Origin of the sequence: Pseudomonas sp. 44 R 15, assembly GCF_900004965.1 — a bacterium.
Taxonomy (GTDB): domain Bacteria; phylum Pseudomonadota; class Gammaproteobacteria; order Pseudomonadales; family Pseudomonadaceae; genus Aquipseudomonas; species Aquipseudomonas orientalis_A.
The window spans coordinates 18,668-45,387 of sequence record NZ_CVTU01000084.1 but is presented as its reverse complement, the minus strand read 5'-3'; the positions used below and the strand labels follow the sequence as shown (position 1 = coordinate 45,387).

Sequence of the window (26,720 nt, the reverse complement as noted above, 5' to 3'; positions counted from 1 at the left end):
TTAAAGCGACGAGTATTTCTTGCGCAGACGCTGACGGATCAGCTCGGCGAGGGTATTCATGATGAACGTGAACAGCAGCAGCACCAGCGCCGAGAGGAACAGCACGCGGTAGTGACTGCCGCCCACTTCCGACTCGGGCATTTCCACTGCGACGTTGGCCGCCAGGGTGCGCAGGCCTTCGAACAGGTTCATCTCCATCACCGGCGTGTTACCGGTGGCCATCAGCACGATCATGGTCTCGCCCACGGCGCGGCCCATGCCGATCATCAGCGCGGAGAAGATGCCCGGGCTGGCAGTCAGGATCACTACGCGGGTCATGGTCTGCCAGGGCGTGGCACCGAGGGCCAGGGAGCCCAGGGTCAGGCCGCGCGGCACACTGAACACGGCGTCTTCGGCGATGGAGTAGATGTTCGGGATGACCGCAAAACCCATGGCCAGGCCGACCACCAGGGCGTTGCGCTGGTCGTAGGTGATGCCCAGGTCATGGGAAATCCACATGCGCATGTCGCCGCCGAAGAACCAGGTCTCCAGGTACGGGCTCATGTACAGCGACAGCCAGCCCACGAACAGGATCACCGGGATCAGGATCGCGCTTTCCCAGCCATCCGGCACCCGCAGGCGGATCGACTCAGGCAAACGGCTGAACACAAAGCCGGCCACCAGGATGCCAATCGGCAACAGCATCAGCAGGCTGAAAATCCCCGGCAGATGCCCTTCCACATAAGGCGCCAGGAACAGGCCGGCGAAGAAGCCGAGGATCACCGTGGGCATCGCTTCCATCAATTCGATCACCGGCTTGACCTTGCGGCGCAGGCTCGGGGCCATGAAGTAAGCGGTGTAGATCGCGGCGGCTACAGCCAGCGGTGCGGCGAGCAGCATCGCGTAGAACGCGGCTTTCAACGTACCGAAAGTCAGCGGCGCCAGGCTCATCTTGGGTTCGAAGTCGGTGTTGGCGGCGGTCGATTGCCAGACGTACTTGGGCTCGTCGTAGTTCTCGTACCAGACCTTGCTCCACAGCGCGCTCCACGACACTTCCGGGTGCGGGTTGTCGAGCAGCAACGGTTGCAGCTTGCCACCGGCTTCGACGATGACGCGGTTGGCCCGTGGCGACAGGCCGAACACGCCTTGGCCGTCAACCACTGGATCGACCAGCAAGGTACGGTGCGCGGTGCTATGGAACACGCCGAACTGGCCGGAAGCGTCGAGGGCGGTGAAGCCTTTGCGACGCTCTTCGGCGGTAATTTCCACGATGGGCGCAGTGCCCATCTGGAAGGTACGGATCTGCTTGAGGCGTTGCTCGCCGTCCGGATCGCGGGCCATGAACCACTGGGCCAATCCGCCCTTGGAGTTACCGATGATCAGCGAGATGCCGCCCACCAGCTGGGTGCTGGCGGTGACTTCGGCATTGCCGTCTTCCAGCAGCTTGTAGCGACCGTTGAGACTCTTGTCGCGCAGGCTGAACACATCGGCCAGGGCGCGACCGTTGATCACATACAACCATTGCTGGCGCGGGTCGATGAAGATCGCCTTCACCGGCTCGGTCATTTGCGGCAGTTCGACACGTTTCTGCTCGCTGGTGACTTCGCCGGTCATCATGTTTTCTTCGCGGCTCAGGGTCAGCACGTTCAAGTGCGAACCGGCCGAGCCTGCAACCACCAGCGACGAATCCGTGGCATTGAGGGCGACGTGCTCCAACGGGCGGCCGGTATCGTCGAGCACGATAGGCGTTTCACCGTAGGGGTACTCAATCGCAGGCGTGATGGTTTTCTTGCCGTCCGGGTATGACACCTTATAGGTGTGACGGAACACCAGGGACTGGCCATTGGACAAGCCGAGGATCACCAGCGGGCTGCCCGGCTGGTCTTCACCAATCGACGCTACGCTCGCGCCTGCCGGCAGCGCCAGGTCGACACGCTTGAGTTCGGCACCGGTAGTGACATCGAAGAACAGTGCCTGGCCCTTGTCGGAAACCCGCATGGCGACCTGGTTCTGTTCTTCCAGAGAAATCATCAGCGGCTTGCCGGCGTCCTGGATCCAGGCCGGTGTGAGCGCTTCTTCCTTGGTCAGCGAAGCACCCTGGAACAACGGCGCGACCACATAGGCGAGGAAGAAGAAAATCAGGGTGATTGCGCCGAGAACGGCGAGGCCGCCGACCAGCACATACCAACGAGTCAAACGGTCTTTGAGCGCGCGAATGCGGCGCTTGCGTTGCAGCTCAGGCGTATTGAAATCAATTCGCTTGGGGGGAGAAGTTGTCGTCATGGTGGAATTGGCCAGATCATTCATGCGCACACCCTAGCGATCCTGTATGACAGAAAGATGACAATGCAGTGACGCAGGAAATCCGCCGCGAAGCATAGCTGGCAGCGGACTTGAAATTAGGAGTTTCTGTAGGAGCGAGCTTACTCGCGAAGATCGTCAACGATAACGCGTCGTTTCTGAATAACCACGGTGCCCTATCGTTTTTCGCGAGCAAGCTCGCTCCTACAGAAAGGCTGGTTTTACCCAGCCCAGCTACTTAGTTGCCTTCTTTCAGACCCAGGTCAGCCAGGGCCTTGGCGGCAACTTTGGCTGGCAGCGGGATGTAACCGTCTTTCACGACAACTTCCTGGCCCTGTTTGGACAGCACCAGTTTCACGAACTCGGCTTCCAGCGGTGCCAGAGGCTTGTTCGGGGCTTTGTTGACGTAAACGTAGAGGAAACGCGACAGCGGGTATTTGCCGTTCAGGGCGTTTTCTTCGCTGTCCTCGATGAACTCAGTGCTGCCTTTCTTGGCCAGGGCCACGGTCTTCACGCTGGCGGTCTTGTAGCCGATGCCCGAGTAACCGATGCCGTTCAGCGAGGAGCTGATGGACTGCACGACCGAGGCCGAGCCAGGCTGTTCGTTCACGTTAGGCTTGTAGTCGCCTTTGCACAGGGCTTCTTCCTTGAAGTAGCCGTAGGTGCCGGATACCGAGTTACGGCCGAACAGTTGAACCGGCTTGTTGGCCAGGTCGCCAGTCACGCCCAGGTCGCCCCAGGTTTTCACGTCGGCTTTAGCGCCGCACAAGCGCGTCGAGGAGAAGATCGCGTCGACCTGTTCCATGGTCAGGTGCTGGATCGGGTTGTCCTTGTGCACGAATACCGCCAGGGCATCCACGGCTACCGGGATAGCGGTTGGCTTGTAGCCGTACTTCTGCTCGAAGGCCGCCAGTTCGGTGTCCTTCATCTTGCGGCTCATCGGGCCCAGGTTGGAGGTGCCTTCAGTCAGCGCAGGTGGCGCGGTGGCAGAGCCGGCCGCTTGAATCTGGATGTTGACGTTCGGGTATTCCTTTTTATAACCCTCGGCCCACAAGGTCATCAGGTTTGCCAGGGTATCGGAACCGACGCTGGACAGGTTGCCCGACACACCAGTGGTCTTGACGTAAGCCGGGATCGCCGGGTCAACGCCAGCAGCCACCGCGTTGGCGGTCGCGACGCCAGCAGCGACAAATGTCATTGCCGCCATCAAACGTTTCAGTTTCATGCCTTGCTCCTAGCAGATAGGGATAGTTGGATCGGGGCCAAGTATCGAGAGGCCGTGTGAACACTCTATGTCTGCAATGTGACAGTTAGATGAAAGGCCACTATTGGGGGGAGGATTTGCACGACGCTCGCGTATTGCGGCAGCGGGGGGACGCAGAGCGTCCCAGGCGGCATTCCCACGCGGGAGCGTGGGAACGATCAACGATCAAGCTCAGCGGGAACGCTTCCACAGATACCCGCCCACCACCATCCCCATCACACACAGGGCGGCGACATAGTAGGACGGGCCCATCGGGCTTTCCTTCATCAGCAGTGACACCGCCAATGGCGTCAGCCCGCCAAACACGGCGTAGGCCACGTTGTAGGAGAACGACAGGCCGCTGAAACGCACCACCGGTGGGAAGGCTTTAACCATCACGTAGGGCACCACACCGATGGTGCCGACAAACAGGCCGGTCAAGGCGTACAGCGGGAACAGCCAGTCCGGGTGGGCCATGAGGCTGTGGTACAGCGTCCAGGAAGTGGCCAGCAGCAACGCGCAACCGGTGACCAGCACACGCCCGGCACCAAAGCGGTCGGCCAGGGCACCCGAGGCAATGCAACCCAGGCTCAGGGTCACGATGGCCAGGCTGTTGGCCTGCAACGCAACCGTGGGGCTGAAGTGGTAGACGGTCTGCAGCACGGTCGGGGTCATCAGGATGACTACCACGACGCCGGCCGACAGCAGCCAGGTCAGCAGCATCGACAGCACGATGGCGCCACGATGGTCACGCAGTACCGCGCGCAACGGCAGTTCGGCGGCCAGGGTCTTGCGTTGCTGCATCTCGGCGAAGATCGGTGTTTCATGCAGCCAGCGGCGCAGGTACACCGACAGCAGGCCGAAGACACCGCCGAGCAGGAAGGGGATTCGCCAGGCGTAATCGGAAACCTGCTCCGGGGTATAGGCCGTATTAATCGCGGTGGCTACCAGCGAGCCCAGCAGAATACCGGCGGTGAGGCCGCTGGTGAGGGTGCCGCAGGCGTAGCCGATGTGACGTGGCGGGACGTGTTCGGAGACGAATACCCAGGCGCCGGGTACCTCGCCGCCAATCGCCGCGCCCTGGATCACGCGCATCAACAGCAGCAGGAGCGGTGCCCACAGGCCGATCTGCGCGTAGGTCGGCAGCAGCCCCATGATCAAGGTCGGCACGGCCATCATGAAGATGCTCAGGGTGAACATTTTCTTGCGGCCCAGCAGGTCGCCGAAGTGCGCCATGATGATGCCGCCCAGCGGGCGAGCCAGGTAGCCGGCGGCGAAGATGCCGAAGGTCTGCATCATGCGCAGCCATTCGGGCATGTCGACGGGGAAGAACAGTTTCCCGACCACAGTGGCGAAAAATACGAAAATGATGAAGTCGTAGAATTCCAGCGCCCCGCCCAAGGCAGACAGCGACAGGGTTTTGTAGTCGTTGCGGGTCAGCGGGCGCGACGGTTGCGCACTGCTTGCGGGCACGGAGGACATGGCAAGGCTTCTCTTATAGTAATCAGCGTAAAGGACTGCACGCCCATGACTTGCGGCGGGTCTGGCAAGATAGCAAATCGCCTGAAAAAGCACAGCGCTATGAAAACAGTTGCGCGCAAAAGCCCCGATACAGCGTCTATTTACCGACCAAATGAGCCTCAGGTGGTCGTCGTCGCGCCAGCGTCCCGATATACTCGCCCGTGCAAGCGCAGGAACCCCAGTCTTGACGGGCTGCTGTGCCAAAACGTTGTTGGGCGCCATCCAGCCGATTTGGCAGAGTTTCCCTTTAGTTCGCCTTACGAGAAACGCATCGAGCGGTGTATGTTGGTGCTGAAACGTTTTTCCAGAAGACGGCTATCCACTTGAAATACCCATGAAGCGTCACGGGTCAGAGGCCCTCGGCATGATCGAACTCGAACAAGAAGATCCTATCCCGCAAGGCGATCTCGCCCTGCAAATCACTGCACTTCCACGTGAAACCAACGGTTTTGGCGATATCTTCGGTGGCTGGCTGGTCGCGCAGATGGACCTGGCCGGCACGGCAATGGCCAGCAAGGTGGCCGGCGGACGTGTAGCCACCGTGGCCATTGATCGCATGGCATTCCTGGTCCCGGTCGCGGTGGGCGCGCAGTTGTCCTTCTATACCCAGGCCCTGGAAATCGGCCGCAGCTCGATCCAGATGATGGTCGAAGTGTGGAGCGACGACCCGCTGTCCAGCGAATGGCGCAAGGTGACAGAGGCGGTGTTCGTGTTCGTCGCCATCGACGGCAGCGGCCGCACGCGCTCGGTTCCGTCGCGCGCGCGTTAAACCTCATCGGGGTTTCACGGTCAATTGCCCCATTGCCCATTGCCTGCCATTGAGAGAGCTTTGTTATGCCGACGCCCCACGTTGAAACCGTGAAAATCGACGAGCTGGACTGCTGGCGCATCCGCCACAACGGCGCCGAATTGATGGTGGCCCAACAGGGCGCGCATCTCTTCAGTTACCAGCGCGATGGCGAGCAGCCGCTGATCTGGCCGAACCCCGAGGCGGTGTTCAAGCAGGGCAAAGGCATTCGTACCGGCGTCCCGGTGTGCTGGCCGTGGTTTGGTGTATTCGAGCGCAACCCGCAGAGCGTCAAGGCGATGCGTCAAAGCGATCAGCCGGCCGGCGCCCACGGTTTTGTGCGGACGGCGTTGTGGGAATTAGCCGCAACCAGGCTTGAAGGCCAGGCGTTGCGGGTGGACCTTGCGCTGCCTGTACCGGCAGGCGGTTTTCCTGGCTGGCCTCATCAGGTCGACCTGACGTTGAGCCTGGTGCTGGACGACCAGCTGCATATCCACCTCACCAGCCATAACCGCGGCACTGACACCGTGACCTTCAGCCAGGCATTGCACACCTACTTCGCCGTCAGCGATGTGCGCAACGTGCAGGTCGAAGGCGTGGAGGGGGCGACCTATATCGATACCGCCGATGGCTGGACCGAGAAAACCCAGTCCGGCCTGCTGCACTTCAGTGCCGAGACTGACCGTATCTACCTCGATACACCGGCCCGCCTGAGCATCCTCGACAAGGACTGGCAGCGTCGCATCCAGCTCACCAGCGAAGGGTCGAAATCGACCGTGATCTGGAACCCGTGGACCGAACGCGCCAAGGCCTTCGATGACATGGCCGACGATGGCTGGCAGGGGATGTTGTGCATCGAGACGGCGAATGTGCTGGACGATGTGGTGGCGTTGGCACCCGGCGAAAGCCACACCCTGGGCGTGAGCATCGCCAGCATTCCTTTGTAAACCCAATCAAAAATGTGGGAGGGGGCAAGCCCCCTCCCACATTGTTATGTGTTGGCTGTTAGAGATCGGACTCCTTCACCACCCGCACCTTCCCTGCATCCAGCGCATACGCCGCGTCCGCCAGGTCGTTATTCACCTTCTCCACCTTCAAGGTTCCGGTCACCCACAGCGGCGTGTAGATATCATCCAGCTTCAGCCCCTTGGGATAGCGCACCAGCACCAGTTGGTTGGGCGGCGGTGGCGGCACATGGATACACGCGCCGGGGTACGGCACGAGAAAGAACAGGGTGCTGCGGCCCTTGGCATCGGTTTCCAACGGCACCGGGTAGCCGCCGATACGGATGTGCTTGCCGTTCATGGCCGCCACGGTCTTGGTGGAATACATCACCGCCGGCAAGCCTTTGCTCTGCTTCAGGCCACCCTTGTCGGTAAAGGTGCCTTGGGCTTCGGGCGAGTTGTGATCGATCTCGGGCATGGCTTCGAGGGCTTTCTGATCCGACAGCGGCATCAGCTCGAGCCAGTCGGTTTCCGGCAGTTCGCCGGCGTGGGCCAGGCCTGAGCCCAGCAAGAGGAGAGTCAACAGGAAACGGCGCATGGAGAGGCTCGGCAAAAGTACAAGTGCCGAGCATTCTAGCCCTCTGCGCCTGCGCAGCGCAGAGGACTTTGTCGGCTGATTACTTTCTTTTGATCAGGCCGTAGATGACCAGCAGCACGATCGCACCGATCAGCGCACCGATAAAGCCTGCGCCTTGACCGGCCTGGTAGATCCCCAGCGCCTGGCCACCGTAGGTTGCAGCCAGGGAGCCGGCGATACCCAGCAGAATGGTCATGATCCAGCCCATGCTGTCGTCGCCAGGCTTGAGGAAACGCGCCAGCAGGCCGACGATCAAGCCGATAAAGATGGTTCCAATGATACCCATGGCATTTCCCTCTGATTGGTGTGAGTCATGCCAAAGCCTAGTCAGACTTTGGCATCCTGCAATCAGAGGGACGCCGAGCCTTAATGGTTCCCTCGACGATGCAGCTTATTGTTCGGCGATCAGCGCTTCGACCTTGAGGATCTGCGCCTGCAGGGTCGCGCGGTCCTTGCAGCGCAGGTTGGCGTGACCCACCTTGCGCCCTGCCTTGAAGGCCTTGCCGTAGTGATGCACATGGCAATCGTCGATCGCCATGACTCGCTCAACCGGCGGCACCACGCCGATGAAGTTGAGCATGGCGCTCTCGCCAACCTTGGCCGTGGAGCCCAACGGCAAGCCCGCCACCGCGCGCAGGTGGTTCTCGAACTGGCTGCACTCGGCGCCTTCGGTGGTCCAGTGCCCGGAGTTGTGCACGCGTGGGGCGATTTCGTTGGCCTTGAGACCGCCATCGACTTCGAAGAACTCGAACGCCATCACGCCAACGTAATCCAGCTGCTTGAGCACGCGGCTGGAATAATCCTCGGCCAGGGCCTGCAGCGGGTGGTCGGTGCTGGCGACGGACAGCTTGAGAATGCCGCTGTCGTGGGTGTTGTGCACCAACGGATAGAAGCGGGTTTCGCCGTCACGGGCGCGCACGGCGATCAGCGAGACTTCACCAGTGAACGGCACGAAGCCTTCCAGCAGGCACGCGACGCCGCCCAGTTCGGCAAAGGTGCCGACCACATCGGCCGCCGTGCGCAGGACTTTCTGGCCCTTGCCGTCATACCCCAGGGTGCGGGTTTTCAACACGGCCGGCAGGCCGATGCTGGCGACGGCGGCGTCCAGGTCCGCCTGGGACTGGATGTCGGCGAAGGCCGGGGTCGGGATGCCCAGGTCCTTGAACATGCTCTTCTCGAACCAGCGGTCGCGCGCGATGCGCAGGGCTTCGGCGCTCGGGTACACCGGGACGAACTGCGACAGGAACGCCACGGTTTCGGCCGGGACGCTTTCGAACTCGAAGGTCACCAGGTCAACTTCGTCGGCCAGTTGACGCAGGTGATCCGGGTCGCTGTAGTCCGCGCGCAGGTGTTCACCCAGGGCTGCCGCGCAAGCGTCCGGCGCCGGGTCCAGGAAAGCGAAGTTCATCCCCAGCGGGGTTCCCGCCAGAGCCAGCATGCGGCCCAGTTGGCCGCCACCGATTACACCGATTTTCATCAATCAACAACCTCAGGCGATGCGTGGGTCTGGATTGTCCAGCACGCTGTCTGTCTGCTCAGCACGGAATTTTTTCAGCACCGCATGAAACTGCGGGTGCTTGGCGCCCAGGATACTGGCGGACAGCAACGCGGCGTTGATCGCGCCGGCCTTGCCGATCGCCAGGGTTGCCACCGGAATGCCGGCGGGCATCTGCACGATGGACAACAGCGAATCCACGCCCGAGAGCATTGACGACTGCACCGGTACACCGAGCACGGGCAGGTGAGTCTTGGCTGCACACATGCCCGGCAAATGCGCCGCACCGCCGGCACCGGCAATAATCACCTCGATGCCACGGGATTCTGCTTCATCGGCATACTGGAACAGCAAGTCCGGGGTGCGGTGGGCGGAGACCACCTTCACTTCGTACGGAATGCCGAGTTTTTCCAGCATATCGGCGGTGTGGCTAAGGGTGGACCAATCGGACTTGGAGCCCATGATCACGCCAACCAATGCACTCATCGTCGTGCCTCTTCTCTCTGGGCGCCCGCAGGCGCGTCAAAAAACAACAAGCCACGCGGGAAATCCGGCGTGGCTTGGTGTACGAATTAAGGCCGGTTGGACCGGCCGAAGGCCGCGCAGTATACCGTAATAATCCAGATAAACAGCCCCTGGGATGACCATCTGTCTTGCCGCCCAAACCGGCGGTTTTATTGACTCAAGAGTCAGTCCAATACACCGCAAAACCCTGTGGGAGGGGGCTTGCTCCCGATGGCGGTGTGTCAGTGACATATTCAGTGCCTGACACACCGCAATCGGGGGCAAGCCCCCTCCCACATTTGCCCTGCATTGGGCCTGATACTGGGCCCGAGACTGGGCTCAGGTATTTTGCGCCGCGCCACCTTCCAGCTTGCGCCACAACAACCGCACATTCGCCTTGCGCACCAGCGCGCAGCGATACAGCCGAATCTCCAGCGGCACATGCCATTGCGCCCCGCCACACACCACCAACTCGCCGCGGGCCAGTTCCGCCCGCACGCTCAACTGCGGTACCCAGGCGATACCCAGACCTTCCAGCGCCATGCTCTTGAGGCTGTCGGCCATGGCGGTTTCATAAATGGTGGTAAAACGCAGCGCACGCTGGCGCAGCAGCAGGTTCACCGAGCGTCCGAGAAAGGCGCCGGCACTGTAGGCCAGCAACGGCACGCTGCCCTCGCCTTCCAGATCGAACAGCGGCTTGCCATCGGCATCGGCTGCGCACACCGGGAGCATTTCGGTGTTGCCCAGGTGCAGCGAGGGAAAGATCTCGGCGTCCATCTGCATCGCGGCATCCGGGTCGTAGAACGCCAGCATCAGGTCGCAGCCGCCTTCGCGCAGGGCGTGCACGGCATCGCCGACGTTGGTGGCGACCAGCCGCGTGGCGATGTTCAAACCTTCGTTGCGCAGTTGGGCGATCCAGCGCGGGAAAAAACCCAATGCCAGGGAGTGAGCCGCCGCCACCTGCATGACCTCCCCCTGCCCGCCTTCCAGATGATGCAAATGGCGCAGCACTTCACCGAGTTGTTCGACCACCGTGCGCGCGGTGACCAGGAACAATTGCCCCGCCGCCGTCAGCTCCACCGGCGTGCGTGAGCGATTGACCAGGGTCAGCCCCAGCGCCGCTTCCAGGCTGCGAATACGTCGACTGAACGCCGGCTGGGTGACAAAGCGCCGCTCCGCCGCCTGGGAAAAGCTGCGCGTCGCCGCCAGGGCACTGAAGTCTTCCAGCCATTTGCTCTCAAGGTTCATCACTGCCTCCCACGGGGAATGCACCATTTTGGCACACACGCCCGTCATGGTAACCGGGTCACATCGACATTATGCCGTTTGTGCATAGGCCAGTGCTTAACAGCATTGGCCCAAAAACTCTCAAAAGCCTAGCATTCACAGCGTTCCGGCCAGTTCCGGGTCCCTATCGAGATGATTTCCGTCATGTCCTCTGCTGCATCTTTCCGTACCGAAAAAGACCTGCTTGGCGTACTCGAAGTACCTGCCCAAGCGTATTACGGCATCCAGACCCTGCGAGCGGTGAACAACTTCCGCCTCTCGGGCGTTCCGATTTCGCATTACCCGAAATTGGTGGTCGGTCTGGCAATGGTCAAGCAAGCAGCAGCGGACGCCAACCGCGAACTGGGCCAGCTCAGCGAAGCCAAGCACGCGGCCATCAGCGAAGCGTGCGCCCGCCTGATTCGCGGCGATTTCCACGAAGAGTTCGTGGTGGACATGATTCAAGGCGGCGCCGGCACTTCCACCAACATGAATGCCAACGAAGTGATCGCCAACATCGCACTGGAGGCCATGGGCCATCAGAAGGGTGAGTACCAGTACCTGCACCCCAACAACGATGTGAACATGGCGCAGTCGACCAACGACGCCTACCCGACCGCGATCCGTCTGGGTCTGCTGCTGGGCCATGACGCGCTGCTGGCCAGCCTCGACAGCCTGATCCAGGCCTTCGCCGCCAAAGGTGTCGAGTTCGGGCATGTATTGAAAATGGGCCGCACCCAACTGCAAGACGCCGTGCCGATGACCCTCGGCCAGGAATTCCGCGCCTTCGCCACCACCCTGAGCGAAGACCTGGCCCGCCTGAAAACCCTGGCGCCGGAGCTGCTCACCGAAGTGAACTTGGGCGGCACCGCCATCGGCACCGGCATCAACGCCGACCCACGCTACCAGGCCCTGGCCGTACAACGCCTGGCCACCATCAGCGGCCAGCCGCTGGTACCGGCGGCCGACCTGATCGAAGCCACCTCCGACATGGGCGCCTTCGTGCTGTTCTCCGGCATGCTCAAGCGTACCGCGGTGAAGCTGTCGAAGATCTGCAACGACCTGCGCCTGCTGTCCAGCGGCCCACGCACCGGCATCAACGAAATCAACCTGCCGGCGCGCCAGCCAGGCAGCTCGATCATGCCCGGCAAGGTCAACCCGGTGATCCCGGAAGCCGTGAACCAGGTGGCGTTCCAAATCATCGGTAACGATTTGGCCCTGACCATCGCGGCCGAAGGCGGCCAGCTGCAACTGAACGTGATGGAGCCGCTGATCGCCTACAAGATCTTCGACTCGATCCGCCTGCTGCAACGCGCCATGGACATGCTGCGCGAGCACTGCATCGTCGGCATCACCGCCAACGAAGCGCGCTGCCGCGAACTGGTGGAGCACTCCATCGGCCTGGTCACCGCGCTGAATCCCTACATCGGCTATGAAAACGCCACCCGCATTGCGCGAATCGCCCTTGAAAGCGGTCGCGGTGTGCTGGAACTGGTGCGTGAAGAAGGCTTGCTCGACGACGCCATGCTCGACGACATCCTGCGCCCCGAAAACATGATCGCTCCACGCTTGGTCCCGCTGAAGGCCTAAGTGTTTGTTGCACCGCTCACCAGGTTGAGAGACTAGACACCTCTCACCTTTTGAGGGCCTGAAGGCTCGTTCTTCAGGCCCTTTTTTTTGCCTTGAGGTTGCTTATGACGCCTATAAAAAATCCAATATCGCACCGCTTACCCACCTCCCCTCTCACCGCTTCGCTGAAACCTTTAATCAGGCCGAGCAGACGGATCACGTTCGCCTAGGTATAGTGCCGCCCCTCTTCGTGTCAGAGATCGTCGTTAACGAGGTCCTGTACAGCGCGAAACCGCATGAATAACAACACCCGCAAAAGGATTGGGGTCGAACGTCGCGCACTGCCTGGTGCCGAGCGATGCGTCGCACCGTCCTGCGTTTGCCATTAGAAAAATCAGCGAGGAACACTCCATGCTCGAAGTCATCAACGACTTCCTCTCAGGGAAAGTACTGATCGTGCTCATTGTCGGGCTCGGCGGTTATTTCACGATCCGCTCGCGTTTCGTTCAATTGCGTCACTTTTTCCACATGTTCTCGGTGTTTAAAGACAGCCTGAAAAGCAGCTCCGGCCAACTCAGCTCGTTCCAGGCGCTGATGCTCAGCCTGGCCGGCCGTGTGGGCGCCGGTAACATCGCAGGCGTCGGCATTGCCGTGACCCTGGGTGGCCCGGGCGCCGTGTTCTGGATGTGGGTCACCGCGTTGGTGGGCATGTCCTCGAGCTTTATCGAGTGCTCCCTGGGTCAGCTGTACAAGCGCACCGATGCAGAAGGTGCCTACCGTGGTGGCCCGGCCTATTACATCCAGCACGGCCTGCACAAACGCTGGCTGGGGATGGTCATGGCGTTCCTGCTGCTGGTGACTTTCGGCTTTGCCTTCAACGGCCTGCAAGCCCACGCGGTTACCCACTCGCTGAATAATGCCTTCGGTCTCGACACCACTTACACCGGCCTCGCGCTGGCGGTGTTGCTGGGCCTGGTGTTCATTGGCGGGATCAAGCGTATTGCCTCGATCGCCGACCTGCTGGTACCGGTCAAGACGCTGGTCTACATCGCCGTGACCCTGTACGTGATCGTGCTGCAGTTCGACCACGTGCCGGCCATGCTCGCGACCATCGTCAAGAGCGCCTTCGGCCTCGACCAGGCCTTCGGTGGCCTGGTGGGCAGCGCGATCATCATGGGCGTCAAACGCGGCGTGTTCGCCAACGAAGCCGGTTTAGGCAGTGCGCCCAACGTGGCGGCGGTGGCCTCCGTGGAACACCCGATTGCCCAAGGTGTGGTGCAAGCGTTCAGCGTGTTCCTCGACACCTTCGTGATCTGCACCTGCACCGCGTTGCTGATCCTGCTGTCCGGCTTCTACACCCCGGGTTTTGAAGGCGACGGCATTGCCCTGACCCAGAACTCCCTGGCCGCCGTGGTCGGTGACTGGGGCCGCATGTTCATCTCGGTCGCCCTGGCGTTGTTCGTGTTCACCTCGATCATGTACAACTACTACCTGGGCGAGAGCAACCTGCGCTTTCTGGTCGGCAACAACCGCAAGGTACTGATGGGCTATCGCGCCTTGGTGCTGGTGCTGATTTTCTGGGGTTCGATCGAGAACCTGAGCACCGTGTTCGCCTTCGCCGACATCACCATGACCATGCTCGCGTTCGTCAACCTGTTCGCCCTGGCGTTCCTGTTCAAGATCGCCATGCGCATCCTCAACGACTACGACGGCCAGCGCGCAGCAGGCATCAAGACCCCGGTGTTCGATTCCAGCCAGTTCCCCGATCTGGACCTGGACCGCAAGGCCTGGCCGGCCAACCCGGTAAGATCCGAAGCAGCACCGTCGGCTGAACTGAGCGCCCAGGCGCAACGTTAATCACCGCCAGATGACACGCCGCCCGGCCTTGGGCATGCTCTGGGCCCGGCGGCGTTTTTCGTTCAGGAGATTTTTCATGCAAGCAGCCAACAACGTCATGGTGCTCTACACCGGCGGCACCATCGGCATGCAGGCCAGTGCCAACGGCCTGGCACCCGCTTCCGGTTTTGAGGCGCGTATGCGCGAGCAACTGGCCGACGCACCCGTGCCCACGTGGCGCTTTCGGGAGATGTCGCCGCTGATCGACAGCGCCAATATGACCCCTGCCTACTGGCAGCGCCTGCGCAGCGCCGTTGTCGAGGCCGTGGACGACGGCTGCGACGCCGTGCTGATCCTGCACGGCACCGACACCCTGGCGTACAGCGCGGCGGCCATGAGTTTTCAACTCCTCGGTCTGCCGGCACCCGTACTGTTCACCGGCTCGATGTTGCCGGCAGGCGTGCCCGACAGTGATGCCTGGGAAAACGTCAGCGGTGCGCTGACGGCACTCGGGGAAGGCCTGGCACCCGGCGTGCAATTGTATTTCCACGGCGCGCTCATGGCGCCCACCCGGTGCGCGAAGATCCGCAGCTTTGGTCGCCATCCGTTTGCCGCCTTGCAACGTAACGGCGGCGTCTCCCAAGCCGACATGATCCCCGCGGCCCTGCATTACCGCCAGCCCAAGTCTGAAGCCAGGGTCGGCGTCCTGCCGTTGGTGCCGGGTATCGCCGCCGACCTGTTGGATGCGCTGGTCGACAGCGGCCTCCAGGCGCTGGTGCTCGAATGCTTCGGCAGCGGCACCGGCCCAAGTGACAACCCGGCCTTCCTGGCCAGCCTGCAACGTGCGCAGGATCAGGATGTAGTAGTGGTTGCGATCACCCAATGCCATGAAGGCGGCGTGGAACTGGACGTCTACGAAGCCGGCAGCCGCCTGCGCGGTGTGGGCGTGCTGTCCGGTGGCGGCATGACCCGCGAGGCGGCCTTCGGCAAGCTCAACGCCCTGCTCGGGGCCGGGTTGCCGACCCGCGAAATCCGTCGCCTGGTGGAACTGGACCTGTGCGGCGAACTGAACTGAGCGGCATGTAACTTGCTCCACTTCCAGCCACCCCATGGCTGGAAGTCCCCATGCTGCACTCCCATCTCACCACCCTCAATGCCGTGTCCCTGGTGCTCAGTACCTTCGAGGCCGAAGGCTTGCCCCATTCCGCGTTATTGGCCGGCAGCGGCATCTGCGCAGCGGACTTGCGCCGCGCCGACACGCGTATCGCCACGCATCAGGAGATGCAGGTGTGCGCCAACGCCGTGGCCCTGCAGCGCGATATCGGCTTGATCGTGGGGCGGCGCATGCATGTTTCCTCCTACGGCATGCTCGGCTATGCCCTGCTCACCAGTGCCACTTTCGGTGACGCTTTGCGCCTGGCCCTGCGTTATCCGGCGCTGTTGGGAACACTCTTCGAACTGAGCCTGGAGGAAGACGACGAACGTATCTGGTTCACCGCCGGCGATTACCGCGAGAGCCCCGCACTGACGGCCTTCAATGTCGAGTTGTGCCTGGGATCGTTGAAAGTTATCTGCGACGACTTACTCGGCCATCCACTGCCCCTGTTGGGCGCTCGTTTCGAGCACGACGCGCCGGATTATCAAGCGCGTTACGTCGAGAGCTTCGATTGCCCGCTGCAGTTCCAGGCCACGGCCAATGCATTCGCCTTCGATAAACGCTGGCTTGCCCAACCCCTGCCGCTGGCCGACGCCGTGACCCACCAGGCCATGGTCGAGCGCTGCCGGAAACAGAACACCGAATTCACCGGACGCGAGGCATGGCTGGGGCGAATCCGTCAGTTGCTGGCCGCGCAACTGCACGCCGCACCCGGGCTGGAGGGCCTGGCCCGGCAAATGAACTGTTCCGCACGCACCCTGCGTCGACACTTGCACCACCTGGGCTGCAGCTATCAGGAACTGCTCGATGAGTTGCGCTTTGAACGCGCCAAACAGTTATTGGCTGACGACCTGTGGCCGATCCACCGGATAGCCGAAACGCTGGGGTTCAGCGAAACGGCCAGCTTCAGGCATGCGTTCGTACGCTGGAGCGGCGTCGCGCCGAGTCAATTTCGCGCATGACGCCCCGTTCAGGGGCCCATTGCGGACACACAGGCTGGCCATATTTATCCCCTTTTGGCCGCTCCTGCCGTTCTCATAAATCGCACCCGCCGCAAGACTGCATGCACCGACAGAGCCTGCGGAGAACAACACATGCTGACGATCTACTCGGACGATCACCACCTGCACCACGGCCGCTGTGAATTGATGGACGGGCAACTGATGCCCTGCTTTGAAATGCCCTCGCGCGCCGACCACGTGCTGCAACGCGTCAAAGACCGTGACCTGGGCCCGGTGCAGGCGCCGCAGGACTTCGGTCTGGCACCGCTGCAACGTATTCACAGCCGCGACTATCTCGACTTCTTCAAGGGCGCCTGGCAACGCTGGACCGAGTACGGCCAGGATGGCGACCTGTTGCCCTACACCTGGCCCGCGCGCACGTTGCGCCGCGTGATGCCCGCCAGCCTGCACGGCCAGCTGGGCTATTACAGTTTCGATGGAGGCGCGCCGATCACCGCCGGCACCTGGCAAGCGGCCTACAGCGCGGCGCAAGTCGCCCTCACCGCCCAGGCCGCCATCACGCAAGGCGCCCACAGTGCCTTTGCGCTGTGCCGCCCGCCCGGGCATCACGCCGCCAGCGACCTGATGGGCGGTTATTGCTACCTCAATAACGCGGCCATCGCCGCCCAGGCGTTTCTCGACCAGGGCTGCAAAAAGGTCGCCATCCTCGATGTGGACTACCACCACGGCAACGGCACGCAATCGATTTTCTACCCGCGCAGCGATGTGCTCTTCACCTCGATCCACGGCCATCCGGAGGCGGAGTTCCCATTCTTTCTCGGGTATGCCGATGAGCTGGGAGAGGGCCCGGGAGAAGGGTTCAACTTCAACTATCCGTTACCGGCCGGCGCCACCTGGGAAACCTGGAGCGACGCGCTTGAACAAGCCTGTGCCGAGATCGCGCGCTACGGTGCCGATGTCATCGTTGTCTCACTGGGCGTGGACACCTTCAAGGACGACCCCATTTCGCAATTCAAGCTCGACAGCCCGGACTACCTGGCCATGGGTCGACGCATCGCGCAGCTCGGCACGCCAACGCTGTTTGTGATGGAAGGCGGCTACGCCGTGGAAGAAATCGGTATCAACGCCGTCAACGTGCTTGAAGGTTTCGAGGAAGCAGCCCAATGAACATACTCAAATCGCTCGTCCTGTGCGTCGCGGTGGCCAGCGGCGCGGCACAGGCCGAAGAGAAAACCCTGAAGGTCTACAACTGGTTCGACTACATCACCCCCAAGGCCCTTGAGGACTTCAAGGCGCAGAACCCGTCGATCAAACTGGTGTACGACATCTTCGACACAAACGAGGCGCTGGAAGCCAAGCTGCTCACCGGCAATTCCGGCTATGACGTGGTGGTGCCGTCCAACGTGTTCCTGGCCAAGCAGATCGAAGCCGGGGTGTTCCAGCCCCTGGACCGTAGCCAGTTGCCCAACTGGAAGCACCTGGATCCCAAGCTGATGAAGCTGATCGAAGCCAACGACCCCGGCAATCAGTACGCCGTGCCCTACATGTACGGCACCATCCTGATCGGCTTCAACCCGGCCAAGGTCAAGGCGGCCCTGGGCGACGACGCGCCAGTGGACAGCTGGGACCTGATCTTCAAGGAAGAAAACATCAGCAAGCTCAAGCAGTGCGGGGTCGCGCTGCTGGATTCGCCCTCGGAGATCCTGCCGCTGGCCCTGCAGCATCTGGGCCTGGACCCCAACAGCAGCAACCCCAAGGACTACATCAAGGCCGAAGCACTGCTGATGAAAATCCGCCCGTACATCACCTACTTTCACTCCTCCAAATACATGGCCGATATCGCCAACGGCGACATCTGCGTGGCCGTGGGCTATTCCGGCAGTTTTTCCCAGGCCGCCAACCGCGCCAAGGAAGCCAAGAACGGCGTGACCGTGGATATGCGCCTGCCCAGGGAAGGCGCGCCGATCTGGTTCGACATGCTCGCCATCCCCAAGGGTGCTAAAAATCCGGGCGACGCCTACACCTTCATCAACTATTTGTTGCAACCCAACGTCATCGCACCGGTCAGCGACTTCGTCGGTTATCCCAACCCGAACAAGGACGCCACCGAGTGGGTCGACCCGGCGATACGCAACAACCCCAACCTGTACCCGACCGACGCGGCCATGACGACGCTCTATACCCTCAAGCCCCTGGAAAGCAAAGCCGAACGCGCCAGGACAAGGGCCTGGACCAAGATCAAATCCGGCACCTGAAACACCTTGATTTGACGGGCGCCTTCGCGGGCGCCGCGATTTATCTACCGTCCTCTCGGCTACGGCCATCGCTACCTTGCACCTCCTCGACGCCCGTCCAGGCCAGCGATTGCAGAGGAGCAACACATGCCCAATGACCTACATAGCACTAATCACCGCCCCCCCAGCACCTATGAACTGCTCACCCAGTTAACCAACGGGCCCACCACCCACGAGGTCGCCGCCATCACGTTGCGCTCGGCACTCCGAGACCTCTACCCCGCGCTCAATATCGACCCTGACCTGGCGATGGTGGTCAGCCCTCGCTGGCACATCGTGGGCAGTGCTGTCGAACCGGCGCCAGCCGTTATCCAGTCTCTGACCTCGGTACTGGCCAACCAGGCGCTGTCCGGCGAACGAGTGACTTACATCGATGGCGAGCACTTCCTCACGCTGCAGCCGAACGCGGCGGCGCCTGTACACCTTGAGGTGAAGATCGATGCCATCGCACGCCTGATCAACGAGTTGTCCGCCTTGCTGTTCACCGCTTTTCAGGAACAGCAGCTTAATTTCTGGAACGCCTCCAACGGCAGCACCGGGCCACGCTGGCGGACATTTTCCAACTCACTGAGAAAAGTGTGGAACGTCAACGAAGAGCAGGGCTTGGCAGAGCACGAAGCGGCCATGGCCCGTGGATTTTTCCAGGAGCCCGACCGGGCGAAGCGCGCGTCGAATGATCGCTACAAGAGTCGTGCCTACCTGGTCGATATCGACCTGCTTCGGGACGGCGAGTCCACCCACATCAGTTTTACGGACATCGCCGTACTGGTTGGCGAGCACGACAAGCGCCAAATGGTCCTGACGCACTCGCTGGTAAGCGGGTACGAAACCTTCGCGTCAGTCGAAGCATTCGGCGCCTCACTGCCGGCCCGGTTGAGTGCGCCAAAGCGCGATACCACGTTGCAGTGGCGTCTCTATGAGCCTGATGGCAATTTTTTCGACGCGCTGGCCTGCACCCTGATTGACGTGCAAATCCGCACCATCGGCAGTTACAGCCAAACCGCTGTTGATGAGCCGGCACAGGAGCAGCCACGCCCTGCCACCGTCGCCCGCATTGTGCCCAGCATCGAAGAGATGAGCGATCACCAACTCTCGAGTATCCGAGAAATTCATCAACAACTGCCCGACTGGCTGGCTTCGGCATCGGACTCGGACACCGCCGCCTATAGCCGCTACATGATCGACCTGGCCCAACTGCATGCCCACTACCAGGGCGAAACATTCCAGGACGGCATTGCGCCCATTCGGGACTATGCCCGCACACAGCTGCAAAGCCGCATCCAGTCGCATAAAGACGGTGCGCGCCTGAATCTGGACAAAATCGAGGTAGTGATCGAAAGCCCGGTGATATGGGGCACGTTCATCGTGCCGGGCAGCGTGGACATCACCCGTCGCGGCCTGATCGATCTGGCGCTGGACAACCTCACCGGCCTGCCCACCGGCAATATCACGGTGCGCTACGGCGACAATGACAATGGTGTCCCCAACTGGCTGACCTTCAGCTATGTGAAAGACCTGATCGAAGACATTGATATCGGCGAACACTACCCCGCGCTGATCAAACAGAAACTGCTCGATGAACCGGTGCAATCCAGTCACCGCCAACAGCTCTATACCAGCCATCTACGCCTGCAACTGCCGCTGCTGGCCCTGCAAATGAAAATCCGCAGGCAGGGCGCAATTGATGAGCTCGGCTACCGCTACGTTGCCGCCGTGATGCACACCGATGAACACGACCGCCACGTAGACGGGCAGCCCATTGTTATCCGCGCCCTGGCCTTCGTGCCCACCTTGCGCCCCGGCCATGAGCGCGACGTGGTCGCCAATATGTTCGTGATCGGTCCAAGGGACGCCAGCGCCGGCCCGTGCCTGCTTTATCGCCCGTTGCTGGAACCGGTGCTGATGCAATACCCGGCACGGCAAAACCTGTTGTACGCGATCAAACATGAGCGCCCCTTGCGCGAATCGGTGCTGGCCTGGCTGCCGCAGGCGCAGAGCTTCAACTACGCCCAATACGTGTTTCCCGACACGTTGCCCTCGCCCTGGACGGTGGTGCGTGCCCTCGTCGAGCCCCTCACCCTGCTCTACATGAGCGGCCCCGTGACCCTGGCCGATGAAGAAGTGGGCAATGACGCCCTTGCAACGCTGTTCAAGGCCAATGCCACCGCCATGATCGAACTGGCGGCCCGTCAGTCGGTGTCCAATGTACAGAAACGCTGGGCGACGTTTCGCCACACCGGCTGGCAAATATTCAACGCGGCCCTGCCATTCATGGGCCGCACCGTCGGAATTGCCGCCTGGATCTGGCAAATCATGGACGACCTGCAAGCCACCGAGGAAGCGGTAAACAAGGAGGATCAACACGCCTCATGGACCGCATTAGTGGATGTATTCCTCAACCTGGGCATGGCTCTGACCCTGCACATCGCCCTACGCCATCCCCGCCCGCCGGGACAGTTCGGTGCGCCGAAGATCGAAACTGAATCCGAGTCGACAATGATCGACACCGCCGGTAAACCACCTGTTGCCGAAAAAACATACACCGCCGTGCAACAAGCAGATATTCCCGACAACCAACTGCCCGCCAAGCATCAAGGCGCCGTACACATCCTGGGGGCCCTGGGTCATAGCCGCTTGGGCCTGGCCAGGACACTCGACAGTTTCAACGTCGCCAAACCCGACAAGCTTGGCGCGCAAAACAAAACGCGCGGGCGCCACTTGAATCTGTATCCACTTGCCGACAAATGGTATGCACCGGTTGGTGCGCGCTGGTTCGAAGTCAGGGTGGATGACAACGACAGTGTCATCATCATTGACCCGCAGGCACCCTTGCGTACGGGCCCGCCGCTGATCGGCAATCTGGCGGGCCAGTGGTTTGTCGACATCCGCTTGCGACTGCGCGGCGGCGGCCTTCGCAACCGTCAGCGTGCGGTCAAGGTCAATCAGCCTGAGCGCATTACGGCACTCATGACCCAGCTCAACGCCTTTGATGCGGTCGCCGCCAGGCAACAGCTGGACGTGCTGGAGTCACAGCCCGAACTGGACGCCGCCCCTGGCCCTTCCACGGACCTGCTGCGTACAGCGTTCATAGGTAAAGTCGACAACCGGCTGACGGCGTACGATGAGGCGATCAGTCAGCTGAAATCCTTGAGCATCATCGATGCCGTGCCCGCCTATCAGGGCAACATGAGTGAATACCTGAAGCAGCAAATACAACTGACTCAGGTAGTCATGGAACAACAACTGGTGAGCTATAAGCAGGCCCTGGAATCGTCGTTCCCAATCCTCGATGCCGAGGTGGACATTGACTATAAAAACCAGGCGCAAAGCGCGCAAAACCTGTCTACCTTGAACCTGGCAATCATCAAGCGCCTGGAGTTCATCAACGACCGTTTCAGCGATCTCAAAGTGCTGGGAGATGAAGGCGCAGCGGTCATTCAAAAAGCCCTGAGCGAATTGCCACCGCTCACCCTCGCCGAGCTCAAATCCTTGGAGATCGGCCTGGGTCGCTACTTGTGTATCGATGAAGAGCAAAGCCAGATCCCCGCCACGCTGCGAGAGCAGATGAACCAGTGCGTCGACACAGCCGAACTTAACGTTGAGAGTTTCACTGAAGTTGTGAGACGGGGCAGCGACACGTCGCTGGATGAGCGCATTGATGTGCTCAACAGCCTGGTTGAGCAATTTTCCAGTGCAGATCAACGTCTGCTGGAGCTACACGCCGACCATCCGCAGTATCTGCTGAAAACCCGCCTGCAGGGTTTTCGCCAGCAGATCGGCGGATTCAGCCAGCGCGCCATTCACGACCTGGCGCAACTGCTGCGCGAGAAAAAAGCCCTGGAACCCAAGCCCGGCAGCTCAAAGGCCTCGCACACGCCACGACGCAAGATAATCAAGACACGCTACGACGGCGTGTTAATAGCTCAACCCCGTGAGTCCGACAGTACCCTGGTCGATGTCAGGACGTCCGTGACAGGCAAGGTGCTCGCTACGTTTCATGAAAAAACCCCAGGCGTCTGGGTCAAGCGGCAAAAGGTCACCTCTGCATCGCCAGTGCCTGCCACGCTGGACCTGGATACCAGCATCAACACCGGACAAACGCTGTTGAATGCCGAGCAGGCTGAAACCCGCAAGTACCAGGGCTTCTCGCGTAAACCCTGGCACGCGCCGCAGGATATCCAGGATATGTACGAGGCCTACGCCAAACAACTGGAGGGTGCGTCAAACGACATCGAGCAAGCGCTGACCCGGCGCAATCTCACCGAAAGCGACCATACTTCCGCCGCTTCGACCAAACGCAACCTCAACGACGCAGCACAGCGGCTTTATCACCTGGGTAGAAAAACCTACATCGAGATGATCAAACACCAGCCGCCCACTGCGGCGCGGGTGGAATGGCTGCATGACCAAGGGCTGATCAGGATCACCAGAACCTTCAGCCGTCGCGCCGTCAAAGGGCCCCCAAAGGGCTATCTGGACGAGTACGAAGTACGCGATAAAGAGACCAACGCCGTGCTGTGGTACGCGCACTTTCACTACGCAACGAAAGGCGCCGCTCTTGAGAGATTCGACAAGGCCCACCTCAAGACGCGCGAACAACAGCGGCTCGGTGGCGCTCGTCAACGCACCGGCCCCAGTGACTGGGAAATGATAGAAATCCACCGCAGCAGCATCGGTGATCAACTGGCCAAGTCGCTGTTCTTCGACAGCTGATCGCCTTTTATGCCTGCCAAACCTCGCGCAAACGTGCCAGCGCCTGCGCGATGGCCGCCTCGGGCACGGCGGCAAACCCCATCAACAGGCCTGCGTGCTGGTCCGCTGGTGGGCTTGTGCCAGCCAGCCAATAGCTACTTAAACCGGTGATCTCAACCTCTACCGCACGAGCCTGCGCGAGCAACGCCTGCTCGCGGGCCAGGCTGTCCACTCGCACGGTCAAGTGCAGCCCGGCCGCAACGCTGGGCAAGGCGCCGACGCCGGGCAACCCATCGGGCCAACCGGCCAGCAAGGCGTTGCGTCGGTTCAATGCAGCGCGACGCATTCGGCGAATGTGGCGTTGGAAGTGCCCCGCCGCCATGAACTCTGCCATCACCGCCTGGGTGCTGACTTCGGAATGGCGCATGTCCACGGCGCGCCGCCGGGTAAACGCTTGCACAAGGGCCGCAGGCAACACCAGATAGCCCAGGCGCAACGCGGGGAACGCCACTTTGCCGAACGTGCCGACGTATAACACGCGGCCACTGCGATCCAGCGCCGCCAGGGGCGACAGCGGCGCACCGCTGTAGCGGTACTCTCCGTCGTAGTCATCCTCGACGATCCAGCCACCCGTACGCTCGGCCCAGGCCAGCAACTCCAGACGCCGGGCCAAGCTCATCACCACCCCCAACGGATATTGATGGGAAGGTGTGACATAGGCCACACGGCAGTCATGCAGAGCGTTGAGCACCTGGCAATCCAGGCCCTCGCTGTCTACCGGCACGCCCTGCAATCGCCCACCGGCCAGGGCGAATGCATGGCCGGCCGCACGGTAACCCGGATTTTCCACCGCCACCCCATCACCCGGCTCAACCAGCAGCTGTGCACAAAGGCTGATTGCCTGCTGTGCACCACTGGTGATCACAATTTGTTCAGCCGTGCACTGCATACCCCGTGAGCTGCGCAGGTACGCGGCAATCAAGCCACGCAGGCGGCTGTCACCTGCCGGGTCGCCATAACACAGCTGTTCCAGGTCGGGTTTGCGCCAGAACGCCCCGTTGAGCTTGGCCCACACTTCAAACGGGAACAGGTCGAAGGCCGGCACGCCCACGCGAAAAGCACGAGGTGGACCTGAAGGCGGTTGAGGCAAGTGATGATTTTTTACCCGCGCCAAGCCCGTGCTGTGGATAACTTCATCGTCAAGATGTTCCGGTAAATCCGCCCATTTTGTGGATAACCCTGGGGATAAGCCTGTTGAAAACCCTGTGGATACTTGTGTGGATAGTTTTTTCGGCATCGGCAATTGGGCGACATAGGTGCCATCTCCCACCCGACTTTCGATAAACCCTTCCGCGTACAGCTGATCGTAGGCGCGCACGACGCTGTTTCGGGAAATCGACAATGCTGTCGCCAAATCTCGGGTAGCGGGTAAACGTGTACCACTGACCAACCGTCCATCCAGCACGCGCTGGCGCAGGGCCTCATAGAGTTGGCGCGTCAGGCCCTGGCGGCGGTCCAGTTCAATACCGGCAGGGTTGAAGGATAAAGGCGGCGCGATGGACGGCATATTGGACCTATGAAAATAGCGCTAGATGGCTCTTACAACGAACCAATAGCCTGCCTAGGATGCAGGCATTCGCCAAGGAAAATTTCCCATGTACACCCCCCGCGCCTTTGCCATCGATGATTTGCCCCAACTCCAGCAACTGATCCAGCACACCCGTCTGGCGCAGTTGGTGACCGTGGGAGAAAACGGCCTGCAAGCCAGCCACCTGCCACTGCTGCTCAACCCCGATGAAGGTCCCAACGGCACGCTTTACGGGCACTTGGCCAAGGCCAACCCGCAATGGCGCGAGCTGCAAAATGGCCATGAGGCGCTGGTGATCTTCGCGGGGGCCGACGCCTATGTCAGTCCGGCGTTTTACCCGGCCAAAGCCGAACACGGCAAAGTGGTGCCGACCTGGAACTACATGGCCGTGCACGCCTATGGCAAGGCGCAGGTGTTCAACGACGCCGAGCGATTGCTCAAGGTGGTCAGCGCCCTCACCGAGCGCCATGAACGTGGCCGCGCCCAACCCTGGGCGGTCAGTGACGCACCGGCGGACTACATTGACGGCATGCTCAAGGCCATCGTCGGCTTCGCCCTGCCCATCGAACGCGTGATCGGCAAGCGCAAGCTCAGCCAGAACCGCAGCGCGGCCGACGTGGCCGGCGTGCGCGAAGGCCTGGCCGCCAGTACCGATGTGCGTGACCAGGCCCTCGCCCGCTTTATTCCCCAAGGAGTTGCACAATGAGCCAGATCGACATTCGCCAAGTCACCGCCGCCGACCACACCGCCTGGCTCCCGTTGTGGCAGGCGTATTTGAAGTTCTACAACACCGAACTGCCGGACGCCGTCAGCCAAAGCACCTGGCAACGCCTGATCGACGCCCGCGAGCCGACTCATTCGGCACTCGCCTGGCAGGACGGCAAGGCAGTGGGCATGGTCAACTTCATCTACCATCGTTCCAACTGGAGCATCGAGAACTCCTGCTACCTGCAGGACTTGCTGGTGGACCCAGCCCAACGTGGCACTGGCGTGGGCCGCAAGCTGATCGAATTCGTCTACGCCACCGCCAAGGCCGATGGCTGCTGCAAGGTGCACTGGTTGACCCACGAGACCAACGCCACCGCGATTCAACTGTACGAACGCATCGCTGAACGCCCAGGTTTCATCCAATTTCGCAAAGGTCTTTAAGGAGCGCAGCATGGTCACTTCCCCCGCCGACTGGAAAGGCGCCCCCGCGCCTGCCGCGCAACTGCTTGAAGGGCGCTTCATTCGCCTGGAAAAGCTCGACCCGGCGCGTCACGCCGAACAACTGTGGCAAGCCCTCGAGGGCCCCGGTGCCGACCCGATGTTGTGGGACTTTTTGCCCTACGGCCCTTTTCCCGAGCGCAGCGCCTTCGATGCCTGGCTGAACAACCATGCCGCCAGCAGCGACCCGTATTTCTTCAGCGTGGTCGACCGCGCAAGCGGCCAGGTCCAGGGCATCCTCAGCCTGATGTCCATCGTCCCCGCTCACGGGCGTATTGAAATTGGCCACGTCACCTTTGGCGCACCGATGCAGCGTTCGCCAAAAAGTACCGAAGCGGTGTACCTGCTGGCCAAGTACGCGTTCGAGCAGGGCTACCGCCGCCTGGAATGGAAGTGCAACAACGGCAATGCGCGCTCCAGGTATGCAGCCGAGCGCCTGGGGTTCAGTTTTGAAGGCGTGTTCCGCCAGCATATGGTGGTCAAGGGGCAGAACCGGGATACGGCGTGGTATTCGATGCTGGATTCGGAATGGCCGAAGATTGGCGCGGGGTTTGAGGCGTGGTTGTCGGAGGAGAACCAGGCCGGTTCCGGTCAGATCAGAACACTGGCCGAATGCCGAACCTGAACCTCACTCGCAACACAAAACATGTGGGAGGGGGCTTGCCCCCGATGGCGGCCTCTGGCCGACCAGGATGTTGGATTGGAACGAGTACATATCCGTTTCTGCGGTAACGGCCACT

At 61.3% G+C, this 26,720-nt stretch carries 21 protein-coding genes; 12 read left to right on the top strand and 9 right to left on the bottom strand.

Features of this window, described 5'->3' with window-relative positions:
- The 3 genes from BFP93_RS10560 to BFP93_RS10550 all read right to left on the bottom strand — a co-directional run bounded on the left by BFP93_RS10560 (position 1) and on the right by BFP93_RS10550 (position 5,005).
- The gene (locus tag BFP93_RS10560; RefSeq protein ID WP_176717563.1) at positions 1 to 2,034 is read right to left on the bottom strand and encodes an ABC transporter permease subunit; all 2,034 of its coding nucleotides are present in this window, start codon (positions 2,032 to 2,034) and stop codon (positions 1 to 3) included.
- Positions 2,035 to 2,518: 484 nt separating this feature from the next.
- A complete protein-coding gene (locus BFP93_RS10555; RefSeq protein WP_065883793.1) occupies positions 2,519 to 3,505 on the bottom strand; it encodes a phosphate ABC transporter substrate-binding protein PstS in 987 nt (328 codons plus the stop codon).
- Between the two features lie 210 nt (positions 3,506 to 3,715).
- Positions 3,716 to 5,005, bottom strand: coding sequence for an MFS transporter (locus BFP93_RS10550; protein ID WP_065893025.1), 1,290 nt, complete (start codon positions 5,003 to 5,005; stop codon positions 3,716 to 3,718).
- 403 nt (positions 5,006 to 5,408) lie between these two features.
- Here BFP93_RS10550 and BFP93_RS10545 point away from each other — a divergent pair, with 403 nt between their 5' ends.
- Positions 5,409 to 5,813, top strand: a complete 405-nt coding sequence (locus tag BFP93_RS10545) for an acyl-CoA thioesterase (RefSeq protein ID WP_003176975.1) — start codon at positions 5,409 to 5,411, stop codon at positions 5,811 to 5,813.
- Positions 5,814 to 5,878: 65 nt separating this feature from the next.
- The gene (locus tag BFP93_RS10540) at positions 5,879 to 6,778 is read left to right on the top strand and encodes a D-hexose-6-phosphate mutarotase (protein WP_065893024.1); all 900 of its coding nucleotides are present in this window, start codon (positions 5,879 to 5,881) and stop codon (positions 6,776 to 6,778) included.
- A gap of 58 nt (positions 6,779 to 6,836) precedes the next feature.
- Here BFP93_RS10540 and BFP93_RS10535 read toward each other — a convergent pair whose 3' ends face one another.
- The 5 genes from BFP93_RS10535 to BFP93_RS10515 form a co-directional block, all read right to left on the bottom strand.
- Positions 6,837 to 7,373 carry a DUF3299 domain-containing protein gene (locus BFP93_RS10535; protein WP_065893023.1) on the bottom strand — a complete coding sequence of 179 codons (537 nt, stop codon included), beginning with the start codon at positions 7,371 to 7,373 and terminating at the stop codon, positions 6,837 to 6,839.
- 79 nt (positions 7,374 to 7,452) lie between these two features.
- A complete protein-coding gene (locus BFP93_RS10530; protein ID WP_065883801.1) occupies positions 7,453 to 7,698 on the bottom strand; it encodes a GlsB/YeaQ/YmgE family stress response membrane protein in 246 nt (81 codons plus the stop codon).
- Positions 7,699 to 7,803: 105 nt separating this feature from the next.
- The gene (locus BFP93_RS10525) at positions 7,804 to 8,889 is read right to left on the bottom strand and encodes a 5-(carboxyamino)imidazole ribonucleotide synthase (RefSeq protein WP_065883803.1); all 1,086 of its coding nucleotides are present in this window, start codon (positions 8,887 to 8,889) and stop codon (positions 7,804 to 7,806) included.
- 12 nt (positions 8,890 to 8,901) lie between these two features.
- Positions 8,902 to 9,393: a 5-(carboxyamino)imidazole ribonucleotide mutase gene (gene purE, locus BFP93_RS10520; protein ID WP_003195648.1), complete on the bottom strand. Its 492-nt coding sequence runs from the start codon at positions 9,391 to 9,393 to the stop codon at positions 8,902 to 8,904.
- Positions 9,394 to 9,750: 357 nt separating this feature from the next.
- Positions 9,751 to 10,659, bottom strand: a complete 909-nt coding sequence (locus tag BFP93_RS10515; protein WP_065883805.1) for a LysR substrate-binding domain-containing protein — start codon at positions 10,657 to 10,659, stop codon at positions 9,751 to 9,753.
- 183 nt (positions 10,660 to 10,842) lie between these two features.
- Between BFP93_RS10515 and aspA the strand changes: the two genes are divergently transcribed.
- The 7 genes from aspA to BFP93_RS10480 all read left to right on the top strand — a co-directional run bounded on the left by aspA (position 10,843) and on the right by BFP93_RS10480 (position 23,207).
- Positions 10,843 to 12,267 carry an aspartate ammonia-lyase gene (gene aspA / locus BFP93_RS10510; protein ID WP_065883807.1) on the top strand — a complete coding sequence of 475 codons (1,425 nt, stop codon included), beginning with the start codon at positions 10,843 to 10,845 and terminating at the stop codon, positions 12,265 to 12,267.
- 390 nt (positions 12,268 to 12,657) lie between these two features.
- Positions 12,658 to 14,103 (top strand): alanine/glycine:cation symporter family protein, encoded by a 1,446-nt coding sequence (locus BFP93_RS10505; protein ID WP_065893022.1) that lies wholly within the window; start codon positions 12,658 to 12,660, stop codon positions 14,101 to 14,103.
- 76 nt (positions 14,104 to 14,179) lie between these two features.
- The gene (locus BFP93_RS10500; RefSeq protein WP_065893021.1) at positions 14,180 to 15,157 is read left to right on the top strand and encodes an asparaginase; all 978 of its coding nucleotides are present in this window, start codon (positions 14,180 to 14,182) and stop codon (positions 15,155 to 15,157) included.
- A 50-nt stretch (positions 15,158 to 15,207) separates the two neighbouring features.
- Positions 15,208 to 16,200, top strand: coding sequence for an AraC family transcriptional regulator (locus tag BFP93_RS10495; protein ID WP_065893020.1), 993 nt, complete (start codon positions 15,208 to 15,210; stop codon positions 16,198 to 16,200).
- Between the two features lie 132 nt (positions 16,201 to 16,332).
- Positions 16,333 to 17,367, top strand: coding sequence for a histone deacetylase family protein (locus BFP93_RS10490; RefSeq protein ID WP_065893019.1), 1,035 nt, complete (start codon positions 16,333 to 16,335; stop codon positions 17,365 to 17,367).
- Positions 17,364 to 18,455: a polyamine ABC transporter substrate-binding protein gene (locus tag BFP93_RS10485; protein ID WP_065893018.1), complete on the top strand. Its 1,092-nt coding sequence runs from the start codon at positions 17,364 to 17,366 to the stop codon at positions 18,453 to 18,455. The genes BFP93_RS10490 and BFP93_RS10485 overlap by 4 nt, the downstream gene beginning before the upstream one ends.
- Before the next feature lie 126 nt (positions 18,456 to 18,581).
- Positions 18,582 to 23,207, top strand: a complete 4,626-nt coding sequence (locus tag BFP93_RS10480; RefSeq protein WP_065893017.1) for a dermonecrotic toxin domain-containing protein — start codon at positions 18,582 to 18,584, stop codon at positions 23,205 to 23,207.
- Between the two features lie 7 nt (positions 23,208 to 23,214).
- Here the strand turns inward: BFP93_RS10480 and BFP93_RS10475 are convergent, their stop codons facing one another.
- The gene (locus BFP93_RS10475) at positions 23,215 to 24,753 is read right to left on the bottom strand and encodes a MocR-like pyridoxine biosynthesis transcription factor PdxR (protein WP_065893016.1); all 1,539 of its coding nucleotides are present in this window, start codon (positions 24,751 to 24,753) and stop codon (positions 23,215 to 23,217) included.
- A gap of 88 nt (positions 24,754 to 24,841) precedes the next feature.
- Here BFP93_RS10475 and BFP93_RS10470 point away from each other — a divergent pair, with 88 nt between their 5' ends.
- Genes BFP93_RS10470 through BFP93_RS10460 form a run of 3 tightly spaced genes read left to right on the top strand, consistent with a single transcriptional unit; the run spans position 24,842 to position 26,605 of the window.
- Entirely contained in the window at positions 24,842 to 25,480 is a 639-nt protein-coding gene (locus BFP93_RS10470) for an FMN-binding negative transcriptional regulator (RefSeq protein WP_065893015.1), read from the top strand.
- Positions 25,477 to 25,923, top strand: a complete 447-nt coding sequence (locus BFP93_RS10465) for a GNAT family N-acetyltransferase (RefSeq protein WP_065883826.1) — start codon at positions 25,477 to 25,479, stop codon at positions 25,921 to 25,923. The genes BFP93_RS10470 and BFP93_RS10465 overlap by 4 nt, the downstream gene beginning before the upstream one ends.
- 10 nt (positions 25,924 to 25,933) lie before the next feature.
- Complete coding sequence (locus BFP93_RS10460; RefSeq protein ID WP_065893014.1) at positions 25,934 to 26,605, top strand: GNAT family N-acetyltransferase; 672 nt, start codon at positions 25,934 to 25,936, stop codon at positions 26,603 to 26,605.
- The last annotated feature ends 115 nt before the right edge of the window (positions 26,606 to 26,720 follow it).

Excerpts from the sequence above, each read along its gene's own strand:
- BFP93_RS10555 (WP_065883793.1), bottom strand. The coding sequence starts at position 3,505 with ATGAAACTGAAACGTTTGATGGCGGCAATGACATTTGTCGCTGCTGGC.
- BFP93_RS10550 (WP_065893025.1), bottom strand. The coding sequence starts at position 5,005 with ATGTCCTCCGTGCCCGCAAGCAGTGCGCAACCGTCGCGCCCGCTGACC.
- BFP93_RS10545 (WP_003176975.1), top strand. The coding sequence starts at position 5,409 with ATGATCGAACTCGAACAAGAAGATCCTATCCCGCAAGGCGATCTCGCC.
- BFP93_RS10540 (WP_065893024.1), top strand. The coding sequence starts at position 5,879 with ATGCCGACGCCCCACGTTGAAACCGTGAAAATCGACGAGCTGGACTGC.
- BFP93_RS10535 (WP_065893023.1), bottom strand. The coding sequence starts at position 7,373 with ATGCGCCGTTTCCTGTTGACTCTCCTCTTGCTGGGCTCAGGCCTGGCC.
- BFP93_RS10530 (WP_065883801.1), bottom strand. The coding sequence starts at position 7,698 with ATGGGTATCATTGGAACCATCTTTATCGGCTTGATCGTCGGCCTGCTG.
- BFP93_RS10525 (WP_065883803.1), bottom strand. The coding sequence starts at position 8,889 with ATGAAAATCGGTGTAATCGGTGGCGGCCAACTGGGCCGCATGCTGGCT.
- purE (WP_003195648.1), bottom strand. The coding sequence starts at position 9,393 with ATGAGTGCATTGGTTGGCGTGATCATGGGCTCCAAGTCCGATTGGTCC.
- BFP93_RS10515 (WP_065883805.1), bottom strand. The coding sequence starts at position 10,659 with ATGAACCTTGAGAGCAAATGGCTGGAAGACTTCAGTGCCCTGGCGGCG.
- aspA (WP_065883807.1), top strand. The coding sequence starts at position 10,843 with ATGTCCTCTGCTGCATCTTTCCGTACCGAAAAAGACCTGCTTGGCGTA.
- BFP93_RS10505 (WP_065893022.1), top strand. The coding sequence starts at position 12,658 with ATGCTCGAAGTCATCAACGACTTCCTCTCAGGGAAAGTACTGATCGTG.
- BFP93_RS10500 (WP_065893021.1), top strand. The coding sequence starts at position 14,180 with ATGCAAGCAGCCAACAACGTCATGGTGCTCTACACCGGCGGCACCATC.
- BFP93_RS10495 (WP_065893020.1), top strand. The coding sequence starts at position 15,208 with ATGCTGCACTCCCATCTCACCACCCTCAATGCCGTGTCCCTGGTGCTC.
- BFP93_RS10490 (WP_065893019.1), top strand. The coding sequence starts at position 16,333 with ATGCTGACGATCTACTCGGACGATCACCACCTGCACCACGGCCGCTGT.
- BFP93_RS10485 (WP_065893018.1), top strand. The coding sequence starts at position 17,364 with ATGAACATACTCAAATCGCTCGTCCTGTGCGTCGCGGTGGCCAGCGGC.
- BFP93_RS10480 (WP_065893017.1), top strand. The coding sequence starts at position 18,582 with ATGCCCAATGACCTACATAGCACTAATCACCGCCCCCCCAGCACCTAT.
- BFP93_RS10475 (WP_065893016.1), bottom strand. The coding sequence starts at position 24,753 with ATGCCGTCCATCGCGCCGCCTTTATCCTTCAACCCTGCCGGTATTGAA.
- BFP93_RS10470 (WP_065893015.1), top strand. The coding sequence starts at position 24,842 with ATGTACACCCCCCGCGCCTTTGCCATCGATGATTTGCCCCAACTCCAG.
- BFP93_RS10465 (WP_065883826.1), top strand. The coding sequence starts at position 25,477 with ATGAGCCAGATCGACATTCGCCAAGTCACCGCCGCCGACCACACCGCC.
- BFP93_RS10460 (WP_065893014.1), top strand. The coding sequence starts at position 25,934 with ATGGTCACTTCCCCCGCCGACTGGAAAGGCGCCCCCGCGCCTGCCGCG.